Source organism: Flavonifractor sp. DFI.6.63 (assembly GCF_024462255.1).
GTDB lineage: Bacteria > Bacillota > Clostridia > Oscillospirales > Oscillospiraceae > Lawsonibacter_A > Lawsonibacter_A hominis.
In genome coordinates this window covers 22,090-40,973 of the sequence record NZ_JANGBE010000024.1, presented here as the reverse complement: position 1 = coordinate 40,973, position 18,884 = coordinate 22,090, and the positions used below count along the sequence as shown (strand labels likewise).

18 protein-coding genes, 5 tRNA genes and 1 other annotated feature are annotated in these 18,884 nt (G+C 62.2%); of the genes, 7 read left to right on the top strand and 16 right to left on the bottom strand.

What is annotated here, in order from left to right; all coding sequences use genetic code 11:
- Positions 1 to 82: 82 nt before the first annotated feature.
- The 7 genes from NE547_RS12585 to pyrB all read right to left on the bottom strand — a co-directional run bounded on the left by NE547_RS12585 (position 83) and on the right by pyrB (position 4,829).
- A complete protein-coding gene (locus NE547_RS12585; protein ID WP_256176088.1) occupies positions 83 to 2,539 on the bottom strand; it encodes a LuxR C-terminal-related transcriptional regulator in 2,457 nt (818 codons plus the stop codon).
- Positions 2,540 to 3,146: 607 nt separating this feature from the next.
- Positions 3,147 to 3,222, bottom strand: a tRNA-Lys gene (locus NE547_RS12580).
- A gap of 3 nt (positions 3,223 to 3,225) precedes the next feature.
- Positions 3,226 to 3,300 (bottom strand) — tRNA-Gln (locus NE547_RS12575).
- 64 nt (positions 3,301 to 3,364) lie between these two features.
- A tRNA-His gene (locus NE547_RS12570) sits at positions 3,365 to 3,440 on the bottom strand.
- A gap of 86 nt (positions 3,441 to 3,526) precedes the next feature.
- Positions 3,527 to 3,603, bottom strand: a tRNA-Arg gene (locus NE547_RS12565).
- A gap of 3 nt (positions 3,604 to 3,606) precedes the next feature.
- A tRNA-Gly gene (locus NE547_RS12560) sits at positions 3,607 to 3,680 on the bottom strand.
- A 90-nt stretch (positions 3,681 to 3,770) separates the two neighbouring features.
- A complete protein-coding gene (gene pyrB / locus NE547_RS12555; RefSeq protein ID WP_256176087.1) occupies positions 3,771 to 4,829 on the bottom strand; it encodes an aspartate carbamoyltransferase in 1,059 nt (352 codons plus the stop codon).
- Between the two features lie 217 nt (positions 4,830 to 5,046).
- Between pyrB and NE547_RS12550 the strand changes: the two genes are divergently transcribed.
- The gene (locus tag NE547_RS12550) at positions 5,047 to 5,589 is read left to right on the top strand and encodes a putative ABC transporter permease (RefSeq protein ID WP_256176086.1); all 543 of its coding nucleotides are present in this window, start codon (positions 5,047 to 5,049) and stop codon (positions 5,587 to 5,589) included.
- A gap of 270 nt (positions 5,590 to 5,859) precedes the next feature.
- Here NE547_RS12550 and NE547_RS12545 read toward each other — a convergent pair whose 3' ends face one another.
- Positions 5,860 to 6,072 carry a hypothetical protein gene (locus tag NE547_RS12545; protein ID WP_186907745.1) on the bottom strand — a complete coding sequence of 71 codons (213 nt, stop codon included), beginning with the start codon at positions 6,070 to 6,072 and terminating at the stop codon, positions 5,860 to 5,862.
- 284 nt (positions 6,073 to 6,356) lie between these two features.
- Between NE547_RS12545 and NE547_RS12540 the strand changes: the two genes are divergently transcribed.
- From NE547_RS12540 to NE547_RS12530, 3 genes are all read left to right on the top strand, one after another.
- A complete protein-coding gene (locus tag NE547_RS12540; protein WP_256176085.1) occupies positions 6,357 to 6,893 on the top strand; it encodes a gamma carbonic anhydrase family protein in 537 nt (178 codons plus the stop codon).
- A complete protein-coding gene (locus tag NE547_RS12535) occupies positions 6,890 to 7,732 on the top strand; it encodes a hypothetical protein (protein WP_256176084.1) in 843 nt (280 codons plus the stop codon). Before NE547_RS12540 ends, NE547_RS12535 begins: the two co-directional genes overlap by 4 nt.
- Before the next feature lie 66 nt (positions 7,733 to 7,798).
- On the top strand, positions 7,799 to 7,990 hold the full coding sequence (locus tag NE547_RS12530) for a DUF1540 domain-containing protein (protein ID WP_186907748.1): 192 nt from the start codon (positions 7,799 to 7,801) through the stop codon (positions 7,988 to 7,990).
- Between the two features lie 70 nt (positions 7,991 to 8,060).
- Here NE547_RS12530 and rnfB read toward each other — a convergent pair whose 3' ends face one another.
- Genes rnfB through rsxC form a run of 6 tightly spaced genes read right to left on the bottom strand, consistent with a single transcriptional unit; the run spans position 8,061 to position 13,193 of the window.
- Positions 8,061 to 8,972 (bottom strand): RnfABCDGE type electron transport complex subunit B, encoded by a 912-nt coding sequence (gene rnfB / locus NE547_RS12525; protein WP_256176083.1) that lies wholly within the window; start codon positions 8,970 to 8,972, stop codon positions 8,061 to 8,063.
- 15 nt (positions 8,973 to 8,987) lie between these two features.
- Positions 8,988 to 9,578, bottom strand: coding sequence for an electron transport complex subunit RsxA (gene rsxA, locus NE547_RS12520; RefSeq protein WP_256176082.1), 591 nt, complete (start codon positions 9,576 to 9,578; stop codon positions 8,988 to 8,990).
- The gene (rsxE, locus tag NE547_RS12515; RefSeq protein ID WP_256176081.1) at positions 9,578 to 10,225 is read right to left on the bottom strand and encodes an electron transport complex subunit RsxE; all 648 of its coding nucleotides are present in this window, start codon (positions 10,223 to 10,225) and stop codon (positions 9,578 to 9,580) included. Before rsxE ends, rsxA begins: the two co-directional genes overlap by 1 nt.
- A gap of 14 nt (positions 10,226 to 10,239) precedes the next feature.
- Positions 10,240 to 10,788, bottom strand: a complete 549-nt coding sequence (locus NE547_RS12510; protein ID WP_256176080.1) for an FMN-binding protein — start codon at positions 10,786 to 10,788, stop codon at positions 10,240 to 10,242.
- Positions 10,789 to 10,791: 3 nt separating this feature from the next.
- Positions 10,792 to 11,850, bottom strand: a complete 1,059-nt coding sequence (locus NE547_RS12505) for an RnfABCDGE type electron transport complex subunit D (protein WP_256176079.1) — start codon at positions 11,848 to 11,850, stop codon at positions 10,792 to 10,794.
- Positions 11,847 to 13,193: an electron transport complex subunit RsxC gene (gene rsxC, locus NE547_RS12500; protein WP_186907754.1), complete on the bottom strand. Its 1,347-nt coding sequence runs from the start codon at positions 13,191 to 13,193 to the stop codon at positions 11,847 to 11,849. The genes NE547_RS12505 and rsxC overlap by 4 nt, the downstream gene beginning before the upstream one ends.
- A 313-nt stretch (positions 13,194 to 13,506) precedes the next feature.
- Positions 13,507 to 13,748 (top strand) — a binding site (T-box leader).
- Positions 13,749 to 13,803: 55 nt separating this feature from the next.
- On the opposite strand from rsxC, the gene ilvB reads away from it, so the two are divergent.
- From ilvB to ilvC, 3 genes are all read left to right on the top strand, one after another.
- Positions 13,804 to 15,513, top strand: coding sequence for a biosynthetic-type acetolactate synthase large subunit (gene ilvB, locus NE547_RS12495; protein ID WP_256176078.1), 1,710 nt, complete (start codon positions 13,804 to 13,806; stop codon positions 15,511 to 15,513).
- A gap of 12 nt (positions 15,514 to 15,525) precedes the next feature.
- On the top strand, positions 15,526 to 16,086 hold the full coding sequence (gene ilvN, locus NE547_RS12490; protein ID WP_186907756.1) for an acetolactate synthase small subunit: 561 nt from the start codon (positions 15,526 to 15,528) through the stop codon (positions 16,084 to 16,086).
- 86 nt (positions 16,087 to 16,172) lie between these two features.
- A complete protein-coding gene (gene ilvC, locus NE547_RS12485) occupies positions 16,173 to 17,192 on the top strand; it encodes a ketol-acid reductoisomerase (protein ID WP_186907757.1) in 1,020 nt (339 codons plus the stop codon).
- A gap of 132 nt (positions 17,193 to 17,324) precedes the next feature.
- Here ilvC and NE547_RS18425 read toward each other — a convergent pair whose 3' ends face one another.
- Both NE547_RS18425 and NE547_RS12470 read right to left on the bottom strand, forming a co-directional pair.
- The gene (locus NE547_RS18425; protein ID WP_305148517.1) at positions 17,325 to 18,089 is read right to left on the bottom strand and encodes a helix-turn-helix domain-containing protein; all 765 of its coding nucleotides are present in this window, start codon (positions 18,087 to 18,089) and stop codon (positions 17,325 to 17,327) included.
- 96 nt (positions 18,090 to 18,185) lie between these two features.
- Complete coding sequence (locus tag NE547_RS12470) at positions 18,186 to 18,875, bottom strand: FadR/GntR family transcriptional regulator (RefSeq protein ID WP_186907759.1); 690 nt, start codon at positions 18,873 to 18,875, stop codon at positions 18,186 to 18,188.
- Positions 18,876 to 18,884: the final 9 nt, after the last annotated feature.

Below are 18,884 nucleotides of genomic sequence, written 5' to 3'. Positions count from 1 at the left end.
CACTCTACAAGTACCATTGTAGAGTGCCTTTGGGCGGATGTATGTAGTCCGTTTGGCTATTATCGCCGGAAATCAGTCACATTTAAAGTTCCAGCAGCACAAGCTGCGTTTTGGATGAAACCCCCGTTTTCTCATAGATCCGGCTGAGCAGGTTTTTGACCGTGGGGACCGAAATGTACAGCGCGGCGGCGATGGCCTTATGGCTGGTGGTGCCGCTTTTGATCAACTCGTAGATCTCCCGCTCCCGGGGCGTAAGGGCCGGCTTTTCCGCCCGGAGCCGGGCGAGCGAACCGTCCAGCCGTTCCGCCAGCGCTGCGATACGCTCCAGCTCCGCCCGGCGCTCCGGCAGGACCAGGGCGGAAAGCAGATCCCGGATGCCGGCATAGTTCTCCGCAAAGGGCAGGTACACCTGATCCGGCAAGGCCATGTCCAGCGCCTCGTGCAGGGCGGATACGGCCTCGCTCCGCTGGCCCAGGGCGCAAAGCGCCTGGGCCATATAGAGCTTGGCGTAGAGCTGACCGAAGAGGTTGGGGAAGATGGAGGAAAGGGCCTGCATGTGCTGGCAGGCCCCCAGCAACCTGCGCCAATCCCGCCGCAGCAGCAGGCATCGCCCATAGATGATATAGGCGAAGGGCTGTGTCATCACCACCAGGCGCTGCTCCGTGATGTCCCCCTCCCACAGCCAGGGCGCCACGGCCTTGTCATTGCCCAGCAGCGCGTTCAGCCACCCCAGGCACAAATCCTGGGTATAGCGGCACAGGTCCTCGGTATTGAGCCGGGATCGGTCCTGAATGGCTCCCACCGCATCCCGGAATATGGCACGGTCCCCCCGCAGCAGAGCGATCTGGGCCAGCAGGAACCGCGCGCACAGATAAACACTGTTTTGATGGCGGGTTTCCGCGGTAAAAAGCGCCCGGTGGCACAGGATCTCCGCCTCCCCGTCCTCCCCCCGGAGGAACCGGGCCTCGGCGTGCATCACATGCTCCGCGCCAACGCCGTGGCCCCGGGTCAATTCGTAGTAGATGGGCATACATTCATCCATCTGCGCCAGCTCCTCCGCCAGCTTGCCGCTCTCCCGCCAGTACATATAAAAAATGGAGGGAGAGCCGAAGGTCCAGGTGCTTTTCCGGTTGATCAGCGCGGCGGGCCCGTCCAGCAGCTCCAGCGCCCGGCGATGCCGCCGGCTCATGTCGCCGATGCGGTTGTACTCCAAAAAAGAGAGCAGCAGCTCCATTTCCCCCTGGAGCTCATTTTTTCGCTGCTGGGGCAGGTCGCTCTCCCGGATGATCTGGGCGATCTCCCCCTGCATGGCAATCAGCTGCGCGTTCTCATGCAGGAAAAACAGGGTGAAGGCCAGCGGCACCATGGACGCCGGATATTTTGCCTTGAGCGCGTAGGGCGTATGCTCCATCACGTCCAGGATCATGGGCCGGGTGGACTCGTCGATCACGTCCGCCAGCTCGTAGCTGGTCAAAGGCATGGCCAGCAGCCGTTCCCAGTCTCCGGAGTAATAGTAGAAGCGCAGGGTATTGGGCCGGTCTCCCGAGCGGCTGGCCAGATCGCCTCCGGCCAGATAGATGGCCTTCTGCCGCTCCTCCGGCAAAAGCTGGAACTGTTCCCGAAGAAATGCGGCAAAGACGGTGTGCAGATAGAAAGAGTGGGTCTCCTCGTCAAAGTGGACGAAGGCCGACTGACGCTCCAGCAGCGCCTCGGTCAGCGCCCCATCCATCCCGGAGAGCTCCGCGGCCTGTGCAAGGGTAAAGCGCGGAAGAATGGACACGGAGAGAAAGAGCTGCCGCTCCGCTTCCAAAAGCCCGTCCCACACCACCTGATGGATCAGCTGGGTCGCCCCTGCGGTGGAAAAGCTGCCGTTTTTCACGTAGGCCATGACCTGCATGTGCAGGGCCAGCACCCAGCCTCCCGCCGCCTGATGCGCGGCCAGAGTCTGTCCCGGCATCACGTCCAGCCCCGCCTGATGGAAATAGGCCGCCGTATCCTCCGCGCGGAACATAAAATCCTCCGCGTTCATACGGTAGATGCGGTGATTGGAGAGCATGGGGCTCACCGCCAGCTCCCGCGTTACGGCCACGATGTGCAGCTTCTCGCCACCGTGCTTGGACAACAGCCACAAAAACCGCTCCGGCTCCGGCAGTCCGGAGAGTTCGAAGCTGTCCAGCACCAGATAGGTCTCCCGCGGACACTCCAGGTTTTCCAACACCTCCGCCGTATCGGCGGCGGTATCGCTGTTCGGGATGCCGATGGCGGAAAGCTCTTCCGCGCAGCCCTGGTCCACCCGGGCGATCAGCCTGCAGATGCTGTTCCACGAGGCCGCCGCCTGCCGCACCAGAAAGGTATGCCGCAGCACCGGCGTAGTCTGAGACAAGTTCTGCTCCAAAAAATGATTCAGCGCAGTGGTCTTCCCAAACCCTGCCGGCGCGTGGGCAATGGTCAGCGGGTAGTCCTTCAGATAGCTCAGCTTCTCCTGGATCACAGCCGGGAAATAAAGGGCGGCCGGGTTGATCTTTCTTCCTCTTGGCATACGGATCCCTTCCTTCGCAGCAGGCATGTCCAGCCCGCCGCATATAGTATTATTACAGCAGTTTTTTCCGGCCCGGTCAAGCCCCAGTTTGAACCGGCGTCCAAGCAGGGCGACCCGCGGAAGCGGCAGCAACGTCAAGGCCACCCCTCTCAGGGGTGGCCTTGACGTTGCTGGTCACTTCAGGTATCAGAAGCGCCGCGCCCATTCGGAGTAAAGCGGGGAATGGCTGCGGCGAAGTGTACTTCCACCGTCAATAAAGATACCATCGGGGCGCAGGCGGCGCGCTCCCCGAAGCCCAACGCTTTAAGTGCCGGGGCATTGAGGAGCTAACAAGCCGCCCCACAGCGGCGGCGCCTTGGCCGCAGGGCAAAAGCCTTGGCGCAGGGCGAATTCACTTTGCCCGAACCGTTTCACCTGTCAATACCAGGGGCGGAGCCGCCTTCTGGCGGCCGCGCCGGGTGGCGCGGCGCAAGCGTTTTGCCGCAGGCAAAACCTTGGCGCAGGCGGAATCCACTTCCGCCGAGCCTATCAAATACCGAAGGGTGGAGCCGCCTCTGGGCGGCGGGACCCAAAACAAAAGGACATCCGTAAGGATGTCCTTTTGTTTTGGTGACCCGTCGGGGATTCGAACCCCGGACCCACTGCTTAAAAGGCAGTTGCTCTGCCGACTGAGCTAACGAGTCACATGGCTGGGATGGCAGGGCTCGAACCTGCGAATGCGGGAGTCAAAGTCCCGTGCCTTACCACTTGGCTACACCCCAACATAGCAGGTTCCAAAGCAAAGGGCCGGAGCGGACGCTCCGGCCCTTCCGCCTTGAGTTTGTATGGGGTGGATGACGGGACTCGAACCCGCGACACTCGGAACCACAATCCGATGCTCTACCAACTGAACTACATCCACCATGGATTTGCCACGCCAGGAGTTTGGGCGATCAGGAAACATACCAGCGGCATGTTTCCTGGTCAAAACACCGATTTCCTCATTTTTGGCACGCCTGAAGGGACTCGAACCCCTGACCCACTGCTTAGAAGGCAGTTGCTCTATCCACCTGAGCTACAGGCGCATATGGAGCGGGTGATGGGAATCGAACCCACGCGACCAGCTTGGAAGGCTGGGATTCTACCATTGAACTACACCCGCACGGGCGCCGATACTCAGAGAATGTCAGCCAAAGAATAATAGCACATCCGAGCCGGTTTGTCAACGCCCTTTTCCCTGATTTTGAAGGATTTACCGCAGCTGTGCGTCGCAGAAGGCGCAGCAGTCCACACCGCCGTTCTGTTTGACCAGGGGCGGAAGGTAGTGCTCGGTCTGGGTGATGCAGTTGGGGTTGGAACAGACCGGCCCCTTCCCGATCTCCACCGCGCCTGGGTCCATACGCTCCTGATTGGCCAGGTCTGTGAGCAGCGCCATCCGCGCGAACATGCCGTAGCGGGCCTGCTCGAAATAGACCGCCCTGGGATCGTCGTCCACGTCGATGGCGATCTCGTCCACCCGGGGCAGCGGATGCATGACCAGCAGGTTCTGCCGGGCCCGCTCCAGCTTGCGGCGGGTGAGCACATAAATCCCCCTGTTGCGCTCGTATTCCAGCGGGTCCACAAAGCGCTCCCGCTGAATGCGGGTCATATAGAGCACATCCAGCTGGGGAATGACGGTCTCCAATCCGGTGACTTCCACAAACCAGAGGCCACGCTCCTTCATAAACGCGCGGATATACTCGGGCACCGCCAGCTCGCGGGGGGCGATGAGGTAAAACTTCACGCCCTCAAACTTGGCCAGGGCCTTGATGAGGGAGTGCACCGTGCGCCCGTTCTTGAGATCGCCGCACAGCCCCACCGACAGGCCGTCCACGCTCCCCCGAAGGCGGGTGATGGTGGTCAGGTCGGCGGTGGTCTGGGTGGGGTGCATATGCCCGCCGTCCCCGGCGTTGATGACCGGTACGTTGGAGTACAGGGAGGCCGCTTTGGCGGCGCCCTCTTTCGGATTGCGCATGACCACCACGTCGGCATAGCCGGAGACCATCTTGATGGTGTCTTTCAGGGTCTCCCCCTTTGCGGTGGAGGTGGAGCGCGGGTCGGCAAAGCCGAACACCGTGCCGCCCACCCGGAGTATGGCGGCCTGGAAGGAGAAGTTGGTGCGGGTGGAGGGCTCATAAAACAGGCTGGCCATGACCCGCCCCCGGCAGGCGTCCATAAAATCGGCGGGGTGGTCCATAATCGCACTGCACCGCTGGTACAGCGCTTCCCACTCCGCCCGCGTCAGGTCTCCAAAATCGATCAGATGCCGCATTTCGATCCAAGTCCCCTTTTGAATTTTTTCTATCTTATCACATGCCACCCCGGACAGGCAATAGGGGATTTGACGATTTTCCGCCTCTTTCGGCGTCCCGCCTTGGCGCCCCTCCCCAGGACTGCCTTTTTTGCTAAAAAATGCACCGTATGATTTTTTTCGCCCCGTCCATGCTATCTCCAGTGGACCCAACTATCGTATGGACGGAGGCTCCGCCGTGATCCTGTGGTTCTGGTATTTTGTGATCTATAGTTTTCTGGGCTTTCTGACGGAGGTGGCCTTTGCCCGCCTCACCCGCAACCCCAAACGGGACCGGAAATGCCGCTATTTTCTCCCCCTGTGTCCGGTATACGGTCTGGGGGCCATCGCTATCCTGCTGCTGCCGGAGCCGGTACGGCAAAACCCGCTTCTGCTCTTTCCCTGTTCCGCACTGGTCTGCACGGCGGTGGAATATGGGACCGGCCTTTTCTATGAAACGTTTGCCCGGGTGTCTTTCTGGGACTACTCCCATCTGCCGCTGAACCTGGGCGGGCGGGTCTGCCTGCTCTTTGCCCTGTTTTGGGGGTTTTTGGCTCTGGCGCTGCTGCGGGTGGTCCATCCCGTGGTAGAGCGGCTGACCGCTCTGCTGCCCCCTTGGCTCTTCGTTCCGGCGCTGCTGTTCACCCTTCTGGACGGCGTCCTTACTTTTTATGTGCTGCGGCGGGCGCGGGACACGGGGGCGCTGCGCTGGTATCTCCGGGCCAAACGCCATGCGGCATAACCCTTTCCCGCACCGGTAAAGACGGGTCCGTTCGGCATGTCCCGCTTGCGGCGGCTCTGCGCCGCACAACAGCCCCGGAGGGAGTCCTCCGGGGCTGTTGCGCGGCGATCACCCGGCAAAACGCGTTCCTCCCAAAAGCCGCGCAAAGGCCTTGGGGAGGCTTCTTGCAAACCGGCTGCGAAACGTTTTCAAGAAGCGTCATTTCCCAGACCGCAGCGTTAAGAAGGCCCCCGGCCGCCGGTGTTGGGCATAGGCCGGATCGGCCTTTCCTTATGCACGGCGCAGTTCGTTCAGGGTCTCCTGGATGGTCCTTTGCGGTACGTAGGCCTGGGCGAAGGAGATCACCTGCTCCAGCGTCACCGTACGGGCGGCGCCCAGCAGCGGATGCTTCATCACCATGGGAAAGCGCCGCTGGAACACCGCCCGGGCCGCCGGGCTGTCCAGAAGTTCTCCTACCGTGATCTTGTTGTTTTTCAGATCCATATCACTCACCTCCAGGCTATCCTATGCGCACGCCCCTCGGATTTGACTTGCCATGGAGCCGTTCATCCGATATAATAAGAATTAGGGTATCACCGGACAATTCCCCACGCACGTCTTGGCGGCCAATTTGCCCCACAAATGCGTTGCAAAACCTTGCAATACAAAAAGTATTCCTGCGGTTTCGCGCCTTTTTGCGGCACAAATTTTCGCGCCGATCCGCACGCGTTGAATGATGCGGTAATGCCCTAGACTTGTCGTATCCAACCGGAAAGGAACCGTCCGCTATGATCCAGAATTTCCAGGGACACACCCCCGTCCTGCATCCCACCGCCCGGGCGGCGGACAGCGCCGCCCTTGTGGGCAGCGTGACGTTGGAGGACCGGGCCAGCGTCTGGTACAACGCCGTGCTGCGGGGCGACGAATGTACGATCCGCGTCGGCAGGGGCTCCAACATCCAGGACGCCGCGATCCTGCACGGCGACCCCGCTTTCCCGGTTACGGTCGGCCGGGACGTGACCGTAGGCCATGCCGCGATCCTGCACGGCTGCACGGTGGAAGACGGCTGTCTCATCGGCATGGGCGCCATCCTGCTCAACGGCTGCGTCATCGGAGCGGGCAGCCTGGTGGCCGCCGGGGCGCTGGTCACACAGAACACGGTGATTCCATCCGGGAGCCTGGTCATGGGTGCTCCGGCCAAGGCGATCCGGCCGCTGCGCCCCGACGAGGCCGCCAAATTGACCGAATCCGCCCAAACATACCATGCGCTGTCCGCCGGTCAGCTCCCTCTGTGCGGCGGACCCACTGCGGGAGGCGAGCCATGAAAAAGGCCGATCGCAAGTCCGGTCGTTACCGCAAGACCCTGCGGGAACAGGTAAAGGAAAACCCGCGCCTGGCCGCGACCTATGTTATCCTGCGGGTGCTGGTCGTGCTGGTGCTGATCGCCCAGATCTTCAACCGCAACTTTGAGAATGTTTTTCTTTGTATCCTGACGCTGATCTTGTTCACCATCCCCAGTTTTATCGAGCGCACCATCCATATCGACGTGCCCGATACCCTGGAGATCATTATCCTCCTGTTCATCTTCGCCGCTGAAATTCTGGGGGAGATCCAGGCGTATTATGTCCACTTCCCTTATTGGGACACCATGCTCCACACCCTCAACGGCTTCCTGTGCGCCGCCATCGGCTTTTCGCTGCTGGACATCCTCAACCGCAGAGGAAGCCTTGCCTTCCAGCTCTCTCCCCTCTACCTGGCTCTGGTGGCCTTCTGCTTCTCCATGACCATCGGCGTGCTTTGGGAATTTTTCGAGTGTACCATGGACCAGCTCTTCCTGCTGGACATGCAGAAGGACACGGTCGTACACTCCATTGGTTCGGTCATGCTGGATCCCTCCGGGGGCAACACGCCGACCGCTATCCAGAATATCACCGACGTAATCGTGGTCACCGCCGACGGCACGCAGCATTCCCTGGGCCTGGGCGGCTATCTGGACATCGGCCTGCTGGACACGATGAAGGACCTGTTCGTCAACTTTATCGGCGCGGTCGTCTTCTCCATCATCGGCTACTTTTACGTCAAGAACCGCGGCCAGGGTAAATTTGCCCGGCGCTTTATTCCTCAAGTGCTGCCGCCGGAGGAACCATCCACCAAGGAAAAATAAGCAAGGCATATTCCTCCCCTCCAGGTACATACTAAGTCCGTACCCTTAAAAGGAGGAATTGAAATCATGAACAAGAATGCCAATCCCAGTATCAAGTGCTCGGTGTCCAGCTGCGCCTATCACTGCAACGACAAGAATTACTGCTCCCTGAATGAGATCAAGGTGGGCTGCTGTGACCCCAGCGTGACCAACTGTGCCTCTACCGAATGCGCATCCTTCGAGCTTGGGAATAACGGCAGCTGCTGCCAGCATCACTGACCGCTGACGCACGCATCCCCAATGGAAAACGCCCCGGCGCTCCTATGGACCGCCGGGGCGTTTTCCTGTTTTAGTTCTCCTTGGAAGCGGCGGCGGGCGCCGTCTCCGCCTTAGGGACCTGCTCGGTTTTCGCCTCTGCCTTAGGGGCGGCCGGCTTGGGAGCCGCGGGCTTGGGCTCGGGCACCTTGCCGTCCACGGTAATCAGCTTGCGGGGGCACTTCTGGGCGCAGATGCCGCAGCCGATGCACTTGTCATAGTCAATGACCGCCAAATTGTCGATCATGCTGATGGCTTCCTTGGGGCAGGACTTGGCGCACAGCGTGCAGCCGATACAGCCGTTGTCGCAGTTCTTGCGCACATCGGGCCCCTTGTCGTGGGATGAGCAGCGGATCGCCACGTGGCGGCGGGTCTTGTAAGGCACCAGGGCGATGATGTGCTTGGGGCAAACGTCCACGCACTTGCCGCAGGACTTGCACTTGTCCTCGTCCACCTGGGCGACGCCCTCCACCACATGGATGGCGTCAAAGGGACAGGCCTTTTCGCAGGACCCCAGGCCCAAGCAGCCGTAGGCGCAGCCCAATTCGCCGCCGCCGGGCAGCAAAGAGGCGGCCACACAGTCGTGCAGGCCCACATATTCGTACTTCTTGTAGTTCTGTCCGCAGCCGGTGCAGTGGACCTGGGCCAGCTTCTTTACCGAGTCGCCCGCGGCCACGCCCATGATCTCGCCGATCTTGGCGGCCACCGCCGCGCCGCCCGCTGCGCAGGCATTGACGGGGGCCTTGCCGGCCGCCACGGCGGCGGCGTAGCCGCCGCAGCCGGGGAAGCCGCACCCGCCGCAGTTGGCGCCGGGCAGCACTTCCGCGATGGCCTCCTCACGGGGGTCCTTCTCCACGGCGAAGGCCTTGGCTGCAAAGGCCAGGACCAGGCCAAAGATCGCGCCCAGAGCGGCCAGGACAACGATGGCGATAATAACAGTCTGCATATTCTCCCGCCCCCCTTAACCGAAGACCTTCAGGCCGGAGAAGCCCATGAAGGACAGGGCGATCAGGCCTGCGGCCACCAGGGCGATGGGGAAGCCCTCGAAGGCCTTGGGCCACTCGGAGAACTCCATGCGCTCCCGGATGCTGGCGAAGAGCACGATGACCACCAGGAAGCCGATGCCGCCGGTGACGCCGTACACCACGCTGGTGATGAAATCATAGCTGTTCTGGGTATTCTGCAGCACCACGCCCAGCACGGCGCAGTTGGTGGTGATCAGGGGCAGATACACGCCCAGAGCCTCATAGAGGGAGGGCATGGACTTTTGCAGGAACATCTCGATGAACTGCACCAGGGCGGCGATGACCAGGATGAAGGTCACGGTCTGCATAAAGCCCAGGTTGAACTTTTCCAGGATGAACTCGTTGATGGGCCAGCAGATGGCGCTGGCCAAGCCCATGACAAAAATAACGGCCATACCCATGCCGGTGGCGGTCTCCACCTTCTTGGACACGCCCATGAAGGGGCAGATGCCCAGGAACTGCGCTACGATGAAGTTATTGACCAGGATGGCGCCCAGGGCGACTGAGAACAGTTTGGTCAGATCCATTACTTGGCCACCTCCTCATTCTTTTTGTCGTCCTTCTTGGGGCGGCTGAGGAAATACTGCATGGCGGCAATGACACAGGCCAGGGTGAGGAAGCCGCCCACCGGCAGGATCATGCCCAGCGCGGGCATGCCCTCGGGCAGGATGCGGATGCCCTCGCCGCCGTTGAGGATCCCGCCGCCGAAGGTGCCGTTGCCCAAAAATTCGCGGACCACGCACATGATGATCAGAATCACGGTGTAGCCCAGCCCCTGGAAAATGCCGTCCAGCGCGGAGGCGCCCACGCCGTTTTTCGAGGCGAAGGCCTCGGCGCGGCCCAGGATGATGCAGTTGACCACGATCAGGGGGATAAACAGGCCCAGACTGGAGGACAGGGCGGGCAGGAAGGCCTTCAGGGCCAGGTCCACGATGGTAACGAAGCCCGCGATGACCACGATGTAGCAGGCGATGCGGATCTTGCTGGGGATGACCTTGCGCAGCAGCGAGATGACCACGTTGGCGCAGGTCAGGATGACCAGTACGGAAAGGCCCATCCCGATGCCGTTAAAGAGGCTGGTGGTGATGGCCAGAACCGAGCACATGCCCAGCAGCTGGACGGTGACGGGGTTCTGATGGATGAGGCCATCCATCAATTGCTTTTTCACATTCATGTTCACTTACCTCCTCAGCCCATGCTCGCGGCGGCGGCCAGGGCGCTGTTGACGCTCTCAGTCACGCCGCGGGAGGTGATGGTGGCGCCGGTGATGGCGTCGATCTCGCCGCCGTCCTTGGAGACGGCCAGCGTGCCGGACTTGCCGATGAACTGATCCTTAAAGGCCGGCTTGCTGGCGTTGGAGCCCAGGCCGGAGGTCTCGCCGGTGGCCACGATGGACACCCCGGTGCACTTGCCTTCCATGTCCACGCCCACCATCACGGAGAGGGTGCCGCTGAACGAGGTGGCCGGGGTGACCTGTACCACCCAGCCCGCGTCGCCGGCGCGGTACACCGCGTCCACGGTGCCGTCGCCGCCGGTATATTCCACCTCTTCATATCCATCGGCGGGGAGCACCTCGGCCATGGCGGCCTGCTTGGTCTTCTCGTCGTTTGCGTCGATGTAGGGCTTGGTGATCATATTGGTCACACCCAGCAGCAGGGCCACGATCGCACTGATGGCGAAGAGCACCAGGACCAGAGTGGCCATGCCGGGTTCTTTCTTCACAGCAGTTTCACTCATGGCTTAGCCCTCCTTCCCGGCCTTTTTCGCGGCCTTCTGCGCCTCGCGCATTTCCTTGGTGACGCCGTAGCGGTTGGGCTTGCCCACCTTATCCAGCAGCCACACGCAGCAGTTCATGATGAGGATGGCATAGGACACGCCCTCGGGATAGCCGCCGAAATAGCGGATGAACACCGTCAAAAGGCCGCAGCCGACGCCGAAGATGATCTCGCCCTTCTTGGTGACGGGGCTGGTCACGTAATCGGTGGCCATGAAGAACGCGCCCAGCATCAGTCCGCCGGAGCACAGCTGGTAAAGCATCCAGGTCAGCCGGTCGTTTCCGCCCTGGGGGAAGAGGAAGGTGAGCACCGCCACGGTGGCGATAAAGGCCACCGGGATGCGCGCCCGAATGACGCCGCGGACGATCAGGTAGACGCCGCCGATGATGAGCAGCAGAGCGGAGACTTCGCCGATGCAGCCGCCCACATTGCCCACAAAGGCGTCCAGCAGGCTGGCGTCCGGCAGCCGGTGCGCGGCGTTATGCATAAAGTCGGCGCCCAGCGGGGTGGCGCCGGTAAAGGCGTCGATGTAATCCTGGCCCACGCTCATCCCCAGAGGGGCCCAGTTGGCGGTCCCCGCCTTGGCCCAGGTGGTCATGGCCACGGGGTAGCACAGCATCAAAAAGGCGCGCCCGCCCAGCGCGGGGTTCATGAAGTTCTTGCCCAGGCCGCCGAAGAGCTGCTTGACCACCACGATGGCGAAGAAATCGCCGATGATGAGTACCCAGTAGGGCAGGGTCACGGGGCAGACAAAGGCCAGCAGCACGCCGGTGACGGCGGCGGACAGATCCTGGTTGGCCAGGGACTTTTTCATCAGCTTCCGGTAGCCCCACTCGAACAGCTCGCAGGCCGCCACGGAAACGGCTGTGGCGATCAGGGCCCGGGGGCCAAAGAAGAACACCGCCGCGCACAGCGCGGGCACCAGGGCGATCAGTACGTCCCGCATGAGGGACATGGTATTGATGGGGGAGGCCACGTGGGGCGAAGACGCCACCTTGAGCCTCAGCTTTTTCTCCTCGTTCATGCTTTGGCCGCCTCCTTTGCCGCTTTTTCCTTAGCCGCCAGCTGGCGCAGTTCCATCTTGGTCATCCGGAAGGACTGGACCAGGTGGAGCCGGCCGGGGCAGATGTAGTTGCAGGAGCCGCACTCGATGCAGTCCATGACGTTGAGGGCCTCGGCCTCCTTCCACATCCCCTTTCCGGCGTACAGATGCATGTACACGGGGGTCAGGTGCATGGGGCAGACGTTGACGCAGCGGGCGCAGCGCAGGCAGACCTCCTCGGTCTCAATGGGGGCGGCTTCCTTCCGGGTCAGGCAGAGCACCGCGTTGGTGCCCTTGATGATGCCGACCTCCAGCGTATGCTGGGCAATGCCCATCATGGGGCCGCCGGTGAGCACCCGGTCGGGCTCCTCGGCAAAGCCCTTGGCCTCGTCGATCAGATGCTGGAAGGAGGTGCCCAGCGGCACCAGCAGGTTGCAGGGCTCCTTGACGGCGTCGCCGGTGACGGTGACGATGCGGTGGGTGACGGGCTTGCCTTCCACCACGGCGTCGTACACCGCGGCGGCGGTGCCGACGTTGAACACCGCGCAGCCTACATGGGCGGGCAGGCCGCCGGGGGGCACCTCGCGGCCGGTGAGGCGCTGGATGAGCTGCTTCTCAGCGCCCTGGGGATACCGGGTGCGCAGGGACTCCACATGCACGTCGGCGCGGGCCCCCACCAGGGCCTGGAGATGCTCAATGGCGTCGGGCTTATTGGCCTCCACGCCGATGGTGGCGCTCTGCAGCCCGAAGGCCTGCATCAGAATGCGCGCGCCGCCGATGACCCGCTCCCCCTGCTCCAGCATCAGCCGGTGGTCTGCGGTGATGTAGGGTTCGCACTCGGCGCCGTTAAGGATGAGGGTGTCCACCTTGCCGATGCCGGAACTGATCTTCACATGGGTGGGGAACCCGGCGCCGCCCATACCGGTAACGCCCGCTTCCTTGATGATCTCCACGATCTCATCCGCCGTCAGCTTGGAGTAGTCGGGATGGGGCGTCAGGTCGGAGCCGAAGGTATCCTGGAAATCGTTCTCGATGACCACGGACATGACCTTGTTCCCGCCGGGATAAGGCCGGGGCTCTACCGCCGTCACCGTCCCGGACACAGACGCATGGATGGGGGCGCCCAGACCGGCGATCTCGCCGATCTTCTGTCCTACCGTCACGTGGTCGCCCTTGGCCACCACGCTCTTGCAGGGCGCGCCGATGTGCATCGACATGGCGATGACGACCTGCTGGGGCGCGGCACCCAGGGGCGTCACTGCCTTGTGGCGTGTCGCCTCTTTCCGGTCATTGGGGTGCACGCCTCCATAAAAGCTTTGCTTCATAGGTCCACCTCGCAAATCAGGGCCCACACACGGGCCGTATTTTAGAGCCGTTTGACCGGTATTTCAAACAGAGTTATCATAACGCAGCGCACGCAAAATGTCCAGCAAAACCGTTCAGTTTAAGGTATTTTTCCACTATATTATCTACATTTCTCCCGATTTCGTTGTTAGCTCACACTAACTTCCGGCGCTCACAGCAAATTCCTTGCCATTGAGCGCCAGCCTCCTTGTTCAAAACGCAGAACCTTTGAAAACCGGCAGGTTTGGATTGACAAATTTCCGCCGGGGCGATATCATAACAAATAATATTTGGCAAAGAGCCATGATCGGGTCAGTACGGGCGGCGCGCAAGCGCAGAGAGGGAGCGGCTGGTGTAAGCTTCCGTGAGGCCGTCCGGAAGGTCGCCCGGGAGCGGGCCGGCTGAACCTGGCGCCTGTTTGGAACACGGGCCCGGCAGTAAACCGGCACGGGTCCCCTCCGTTATCGGGGCAACGAGTGCGCGGGGATTTCCTGCGAATTTAGGTGGTACCACGGAGTAGCGGCTTCGTCCTATGGGACGAAGCCGCTTTGTGTTTTTCCGAATTCCGGCCAAAGGAGGTCCTGAGCACCTATGAGAATGAAAACCGCCCAGATCCTGATGGAGTGCCTGCTGGAGCAGGGGGTCGATACGGTATTCGGCTACCCCGGCGGTACCATCCTGAATGTGTACGACGAGTTTGAGCTGCACGGTTATAAAAACAAGATCCGCCATATTCTGACCGCCCATGAGCAGGGGGCCTCCCATGCCGCCGACGGCTACGCCCGTTCCACCGGCAAGGTGGGGGTATGCTTCTCCACCTCCGGGCCCGGGGCCACCAATCTGACCACCGGCATCGCCACCGCCTATTACGACTCTTCCCCCGTGGTGTTCATCACCTGCAACGTCAGCGAGAATCTGATCGGCAAGGACTCCTTTCAGGAGGTGGACATCACCGGCATTTCCATGCCCATCACCAAGTGCAACTACCTGGTGCGGGACCCGGAGGCCCTGGCGGACGTGATGCGGGAGGCCTTTGCCATCGCCCGCTCCGGCCGCCCCGGTCCGGTGCTCATCGACATTGCCAAAAATGTCACCGCCGCCGAGGCGGATTACACCCCCCTGCCTCTGGAGCAGCACGCTTCCCAGGGCCGGCTGGGGGCTATGCTCCGCCGGGCCAGCCACGACCTGAAGACGCCGGAACCGGACGCGGGCGATATCCAGACCCTGCTGGACCTGATCGAGACCGCCCGGATGCCTCTGGTGCTGGTGGGCGGCGGCGTCATCCGCTCCAAGGGCGCGGTGCCGGAGTTCCGCAGATTTGTGGAACGGCTGGGCGCCCCGGTGGCCTCCACCATCATGGGCGGCGGCGCGCTGCCGGGCAGCCATCCGCTGTTTACCGGCATGATCGGCATGCACGGCTCCCACGCCTCCAATTACGCCGTGGACCAGTGCGATCTGCTCATCGCCATCGGCTGCCGGTTCTCCGACCGCGTGGCCACCGATCCGGCCACATTTGCCAGGGGGGCCAAGATCGTCCACATCGACATCGACCGGGCGGAGATCGACAAGAATGTACGCACCGATCACCATATTATCGGGGACGCCCGGCGGGTGCTGGAGCTGCTCAATGAGCGCCTGCCCCAGCACGCATACCCCACCTGGAAGGAATGGGTCTTCTCCCATTCGGAAGTCCCCCTCAAGCGGGACGACATTCTTCACCCCCACGAGATCCTGGAGACCGTTCAGGACGTGACGGACGGGGACGCCATCATCGTCACCGACGTGGGCCAGCATCAGATGTGGTGCGCCCAGTACTACCACTTCTCCCGTCCCGGGCAGTTCATCACCTCCGGCGGGTTCGGCACCATGGGCTTCGGCCTGGGCGCCGCTATGGGCGCCGCCGTGGGCAACCCCGGCAAGGTAGTGGTCCACTGCACCGGCGACGGCTGCTTCCGCATGAACTGCCACGAGCTGTGCACCGAAGAGCACTACGGCATCCCGGTGATCACCGTTATCTTCAATAACCGCACCTTGGGCATGGTCCGCCAGTGGCAGAACCTCATTTACAAAAAGCGTTTCTCCCAGACCGATCTGGATCGGGGCCCCGATTTCATCAAGCTGGCCGAGGCCTACGGTATTCCCGGGGAACGCGCCGCCGACCAGGCCCAGTTTGAGGCTGCCTTCCGCCGGGCGGTCGCCTGCGGAACCTCTTATGTGATCGAGTGCGCCATCGACAAGGACGCCATGGTCCACCCCATGGTCTCCGCCGGCACGCCGGTCACCGACTTTATTCTGGATTAAGGGGGCGACGATATGAACGACGCCAACGCAGTCAAGCGCCACACCCTCTCCGTACTGGTGGAGAACGCCGCAGGCGTGCTCTCTCAGGTCTCCCGGCTCTTCTCCCGGAAGGGCTACAACATCGAATCCCTGGCCGTGGGCACCACCGACGATCCGGCGATCTCCCGCATCACCATTGAAGTGCTGGCCGACAACGCCATGATCGAGCAGATCATGAATCAGCTGCGCAAGCAGTTTCCCGTCTACTCCGTGCAGGAGCTGCTGCCGGAGCGGTCCATCCGCCGGGAACTGGTCATGTTCAAGGTCCGGGCCGAGACCCCGGACATTCGCAATGAGATCATTCAGATCGCCAACATCTTCCGCGCCTCCATCATCGATGTATCCCTCAAGTCCCTCACGCTGGCCCTCATCGGCGACGAGACCAAGGCCGAGGCCATGCAGCGCCTGCTGGAGGCCTTCGGTATCCTCGAACTGGTGCGCACCGGCATGGTGGCGCTGGAGCGGGGCGCCTATACGATCAGCGACGAGAACAAGGAGCAGGCGGAATTTAATTTGGGAAAGAATTTCCTGTAAGATTGTATCACAGTTATCATTCTTTTTCCCTTCTCCGTGTTATTATGAACCACAAGTATCCTATTTCTATTAAGGAGTGTATCATCATGGCAAAGATGTACTATGAAAAGGACTGTGAGCTCAGCTATCTCAACGGCAAAAAGATCGCCATCATCGGCTATGGCTCCCAGGGTCACGCCCATGCCCTCAACCTGAAGGATTCCGGCTGCGACGTGTGCGTGGGTCTGCGGGAGGGCTCCAAGCGCTGGAGCGAAGCGGAGAAGGCCGGCCTGGCGGTCAAGACCGTTCCCGAGGCCGCCAAATGGGGCGACATCGTTATGATCCTCATCAACGACGAGGTCCAGGCGGACGTCTACAGGAAGGACATCGCTCCCTACATGACCGAAGGCAAGGCGTTGGCGTTTGCGCACGGTTTTAATATCCGCTATCAGCAGATCGTCCCGCCCGCCGGTGTGGACGTGTTCATGGCGGCCCCCAAGGGCCCCGGCCACACCGTTCGTTCCCAGTATGTGGCGGGCAAGGGCGTGCCCTGCCTGGTGGCGGTGGAGCAGAACGCCACCGGCAACGCCTATAAGATCGCCCTGGCTTACATTGCCGGCATCGGCGGCGCCCGCGCCGGCGTGATGGAGACCACCTTCCACGACGAGACGGAGACCGACCTGTTCGGCGAGCAGGCCGTGCTGTGCGGCGGCGTGGTGGACCTGATGAAGTGCGGCTTCGAGACCCTGGTGGAGGCCGGTTACGAGCCGGAGAACGCCTACTTTGAGTGCATCCACGAGATGAAGCTCATCATCGACCTGATCAACAAGGGCGGCGTGGCGGCCATGAACTACTCCATTTCCGACACCGCCGAGTACGGCGAGTACGTCTCCGGTCCCCGGGTTCTGCCCTATGAGGAGACCAAGAAGAACATGAAGGCGGTCCTCGCGGACATTCAGGACGGCACGTTCGCCGGCAAGTGGATCGCCGAGAACAAGAATGGCCGCACCTTCTTCAATTCCAAGCGCGCCAACCTGGCCAAGCATCCGATGGAGATCGTGGGCGCCGAGCTGCGCAAGAACATGATCTGGGGCGGCGACAAGGATCTGGACAGCGCCTCCAACTAAACCACGCTGCATAAAGCGGCCGCCCCATCCGGGACGGCCGCTTTCCTGCGTAATGGCCTGTGTCGATCCCCCACGGATTTCCTTTGCTCTGCAGCATTTCCCGCCACCCCTGTGCCAAACGCCGCCTGCCGCCTATTCGTATTTCTTTCCGGCAAAATAGGCGGGCAGGCAAAAGCCCAGGCAGGCAAAGAGGGTGAGCGGCAGCTCCGCGATGAGCGCGTGCCCCGGCCAAAGCGTATGGACCGCCCACCACAGGGGCGGGAAAGCCACCTCCGTTCCCAGCAGCCACACCCGCATGGCGTTGAGCACATGGGGCCAGTTGCTGTTGTTGAAATGGACCCCCGGCAGGTTCATACGAAAGACCCCGTCCCCATAAAAGCTGATCTTGTTCTCATCATAATACCGGGGCAGGCTCTCCCGCGCCAAAAAGCACAGCCATGCTCCGAAGAGCACGCACAGCATGACTACCAGCAGCACCGTGCTCCCCATCTCTTCCCAGGAGAAGCCCATGGCCAGCAGCAGCGCCACCTCCCCCGCCGCCGCCAGGGCGCACAGCACCCAGGCCAGCCGCCACCCCTTCCGCCGCCGGGCACGAACGCGCTGTTCTCCGGCGGAGAGCCGCACGGCGGAGCTTACCAGCCGCTCCACCTCCCCGGCCTCCAGCGTCTCCCGCTCCTGGGTGCGCTGTCCCCGCAGAAGTTCGGTCACCGTCACGCCCAAAAGCTCGCTCAGCGGGGCGAGCAGCGCCACATCCGGCATGCTCAGGCCCCGCTCCCATTTGCTTACCGCCTTATCAGAAACAAACAGGCGCTGCGCCAGCTCTTTCTGCGTCATTCCGCCCTCCCGCCGCAGCCCGGCCACAAAGGCGCCGAATCGTGCCTTGTCAATCTCGTACATTCCGTACCCTCCTTTGGGCCCATTTTAGGCGGCGGCGCCCGCTCCTGTCAACCGACCAGCGGTAGAATCCAGCGCCCCCAGGGGCCTGCGGCGGTTTTACGGCTGCGTTTCCTCCCCCAGCCCCATCACGTCGATGGAGTGATGCATGTGGATGGCCATGGCGTGCTCCGCCCCCGCCGCGTCCCGTTTCTGCAAAAACTCCAGCAGCAGCGCATGATCCCGCAGGGTGTCCTCCGCCAGCTGCGCCCCGTGTCCGCCGGAGACGATGGCGGCGGACACGGCCTGGTCGATCATGGGCAGCAGGCGCACCATGAACTCGTTGTGGGCGGCCCGGACGATGGCCGCGTGAAAGGCCCGGTCGGCCTGGGTACGGTCCTCGCCCAAGCGGATGCAGCGCTCCACATCCGCGCCCCGCCGCAGGATCTCCGCCAGTTCCCCCTCTGTGGCCCGGCGGCAGGCCAGCCGGGCGGCCCTGGGCTCAAAAATAGAGCGCAGCTCAAACAGGTCCCGCAGCTGCCCCCTGGCATAGTCCACTCCGGAAAAACCGAAATCGTCGATCTCACCCACCCGCTGGGACACATAGGTCCCTTTGCCCCGGCGCACCTCCAGCACCCCCCGGGTACACAGGGTACGGATGGCCTCCCGCAGCGTGGCGCGGCTCACGCCCAGCCCGGCGGCGAGCTCCACTTCGTTGGGCAGCTTCTCCCCGGGCTTTCTGCGCCCCTCCACCACGATATGATTATACAGACTCTCAGCGGTCTGCTGCGTCCGGTTCTTCTTTTCCATGCACTTACC

Coding starts and splice junctions, on each gene's coding strand:
- pyrB (WP_256176087.1), bottom strand. CDS start 4,829: ATGCGGCATCTGATCGATTTTGGAGACCTGACGCGGGCGGAGTGGGAA.
- NE547_RS18425 (WP_305148517.1), bottom strand. CDS start 18,089: ATGTACGAGATTGACAAGGCACGATTCGGCGCCTTTGTGGCCGGGCTG.
- rsxA (WP_256176082.1), bottom strand. CDS start 9,578: ATGGATCTGACCAAACTGTTCTCAGTCGCCCTGGGCGCCATCCTGGTC.
- rsxC (WP_186907754.1), bottom strand. CDS start 13,193: ATGAAGCAAAGCTTTTATGGAGGCGTGCACCCCAATGACCGGAAAGAG.
- NE547_RS12510 (WP_256176080.1), bottom strand. CDS start 10,788: ATGAGTGAAACTGCTGTGAAGAAAGAACCCGGCATGGCCACTCTGGTC.
- NE547_RS12535 (WP_256176084.1), top strand. CDS start 6,890: ATGAAAAAGGCCGATCGCAAGTCCGGTCGTTACCGCAAGACCCTGCGG.
- ilvB (WP_256176078.1), top strand. CDS start 13,804: ATGAGAATGAAAACCGCCCAGATCCTGATGGAGTGCCTGCTGGAGCAG.
- NE547_RS12545 (WP_186907745.1), bottom strand. CDS start 6,072: ATGGATCTGAAAAACAACAAGATCACGGTAGGAGAACTTCTGGACAGC.
- NE547_RS12540 (WP_256176085.1), top strand. CDS start 6,357: ATGATCCAGAATTTCCAGGGACACACCCCCGTCCTGCATCCCACCGCC.
- ilvN (WP_186907756.1), top strand. CDS start 15,526: ATGAACGACGCCAACGCAGTCAAGCGCCACACCCTCTCCGTACTGGTG.
- NE547_RS12505 (WP_256176079.1), bottom strand. CDS start 11,850: ATGAACGAGGAGAAAAAGCTGAGGCTCAAGGTGGCGTCTTCGCCCCAC.
- rsxE (WP_256176081.1), bottom strand. CDS start 10,225: ATGAATGTGAAAAAGCAATTGATGGATGGCCTCATCCATCAGAACCCC.
- NE547_RS12530 (WP_186907748.1), top strand. CDS start 7,799: ATGAACAAGAATGCCAATCCCAGTATCAAGTGCTCGGTGTCCAGCTGC.
- NE547_RS12470 (WP_186907759.1), bottom strand. CDS start 18,875: ATGGAAAAGAAGAACCGGACGCAGCAGACCGCTGAGAGTCTGTATAAT.
- ilvC (WP_186907757.1), top strand. CDS start 16,173: ATGGCAAAGATGTACTATGAAAAGGACTGTGAGCTCAGCTATCTCAAC.
- NE547_RS12585 (WP_256176088.1), bottom strand. CDS start 2,539: ATGCCAAGAGGAAGAAAGATCAACCCGGCCGCCCTTTATTTCCCGGCT.
- rnfB (WP_256176083.1), bottom strand. CDS start 8,972: ATGCAGACTGTTATTATCGCCATCGTTGTCCTGGCCGCTCTGGGCGCG.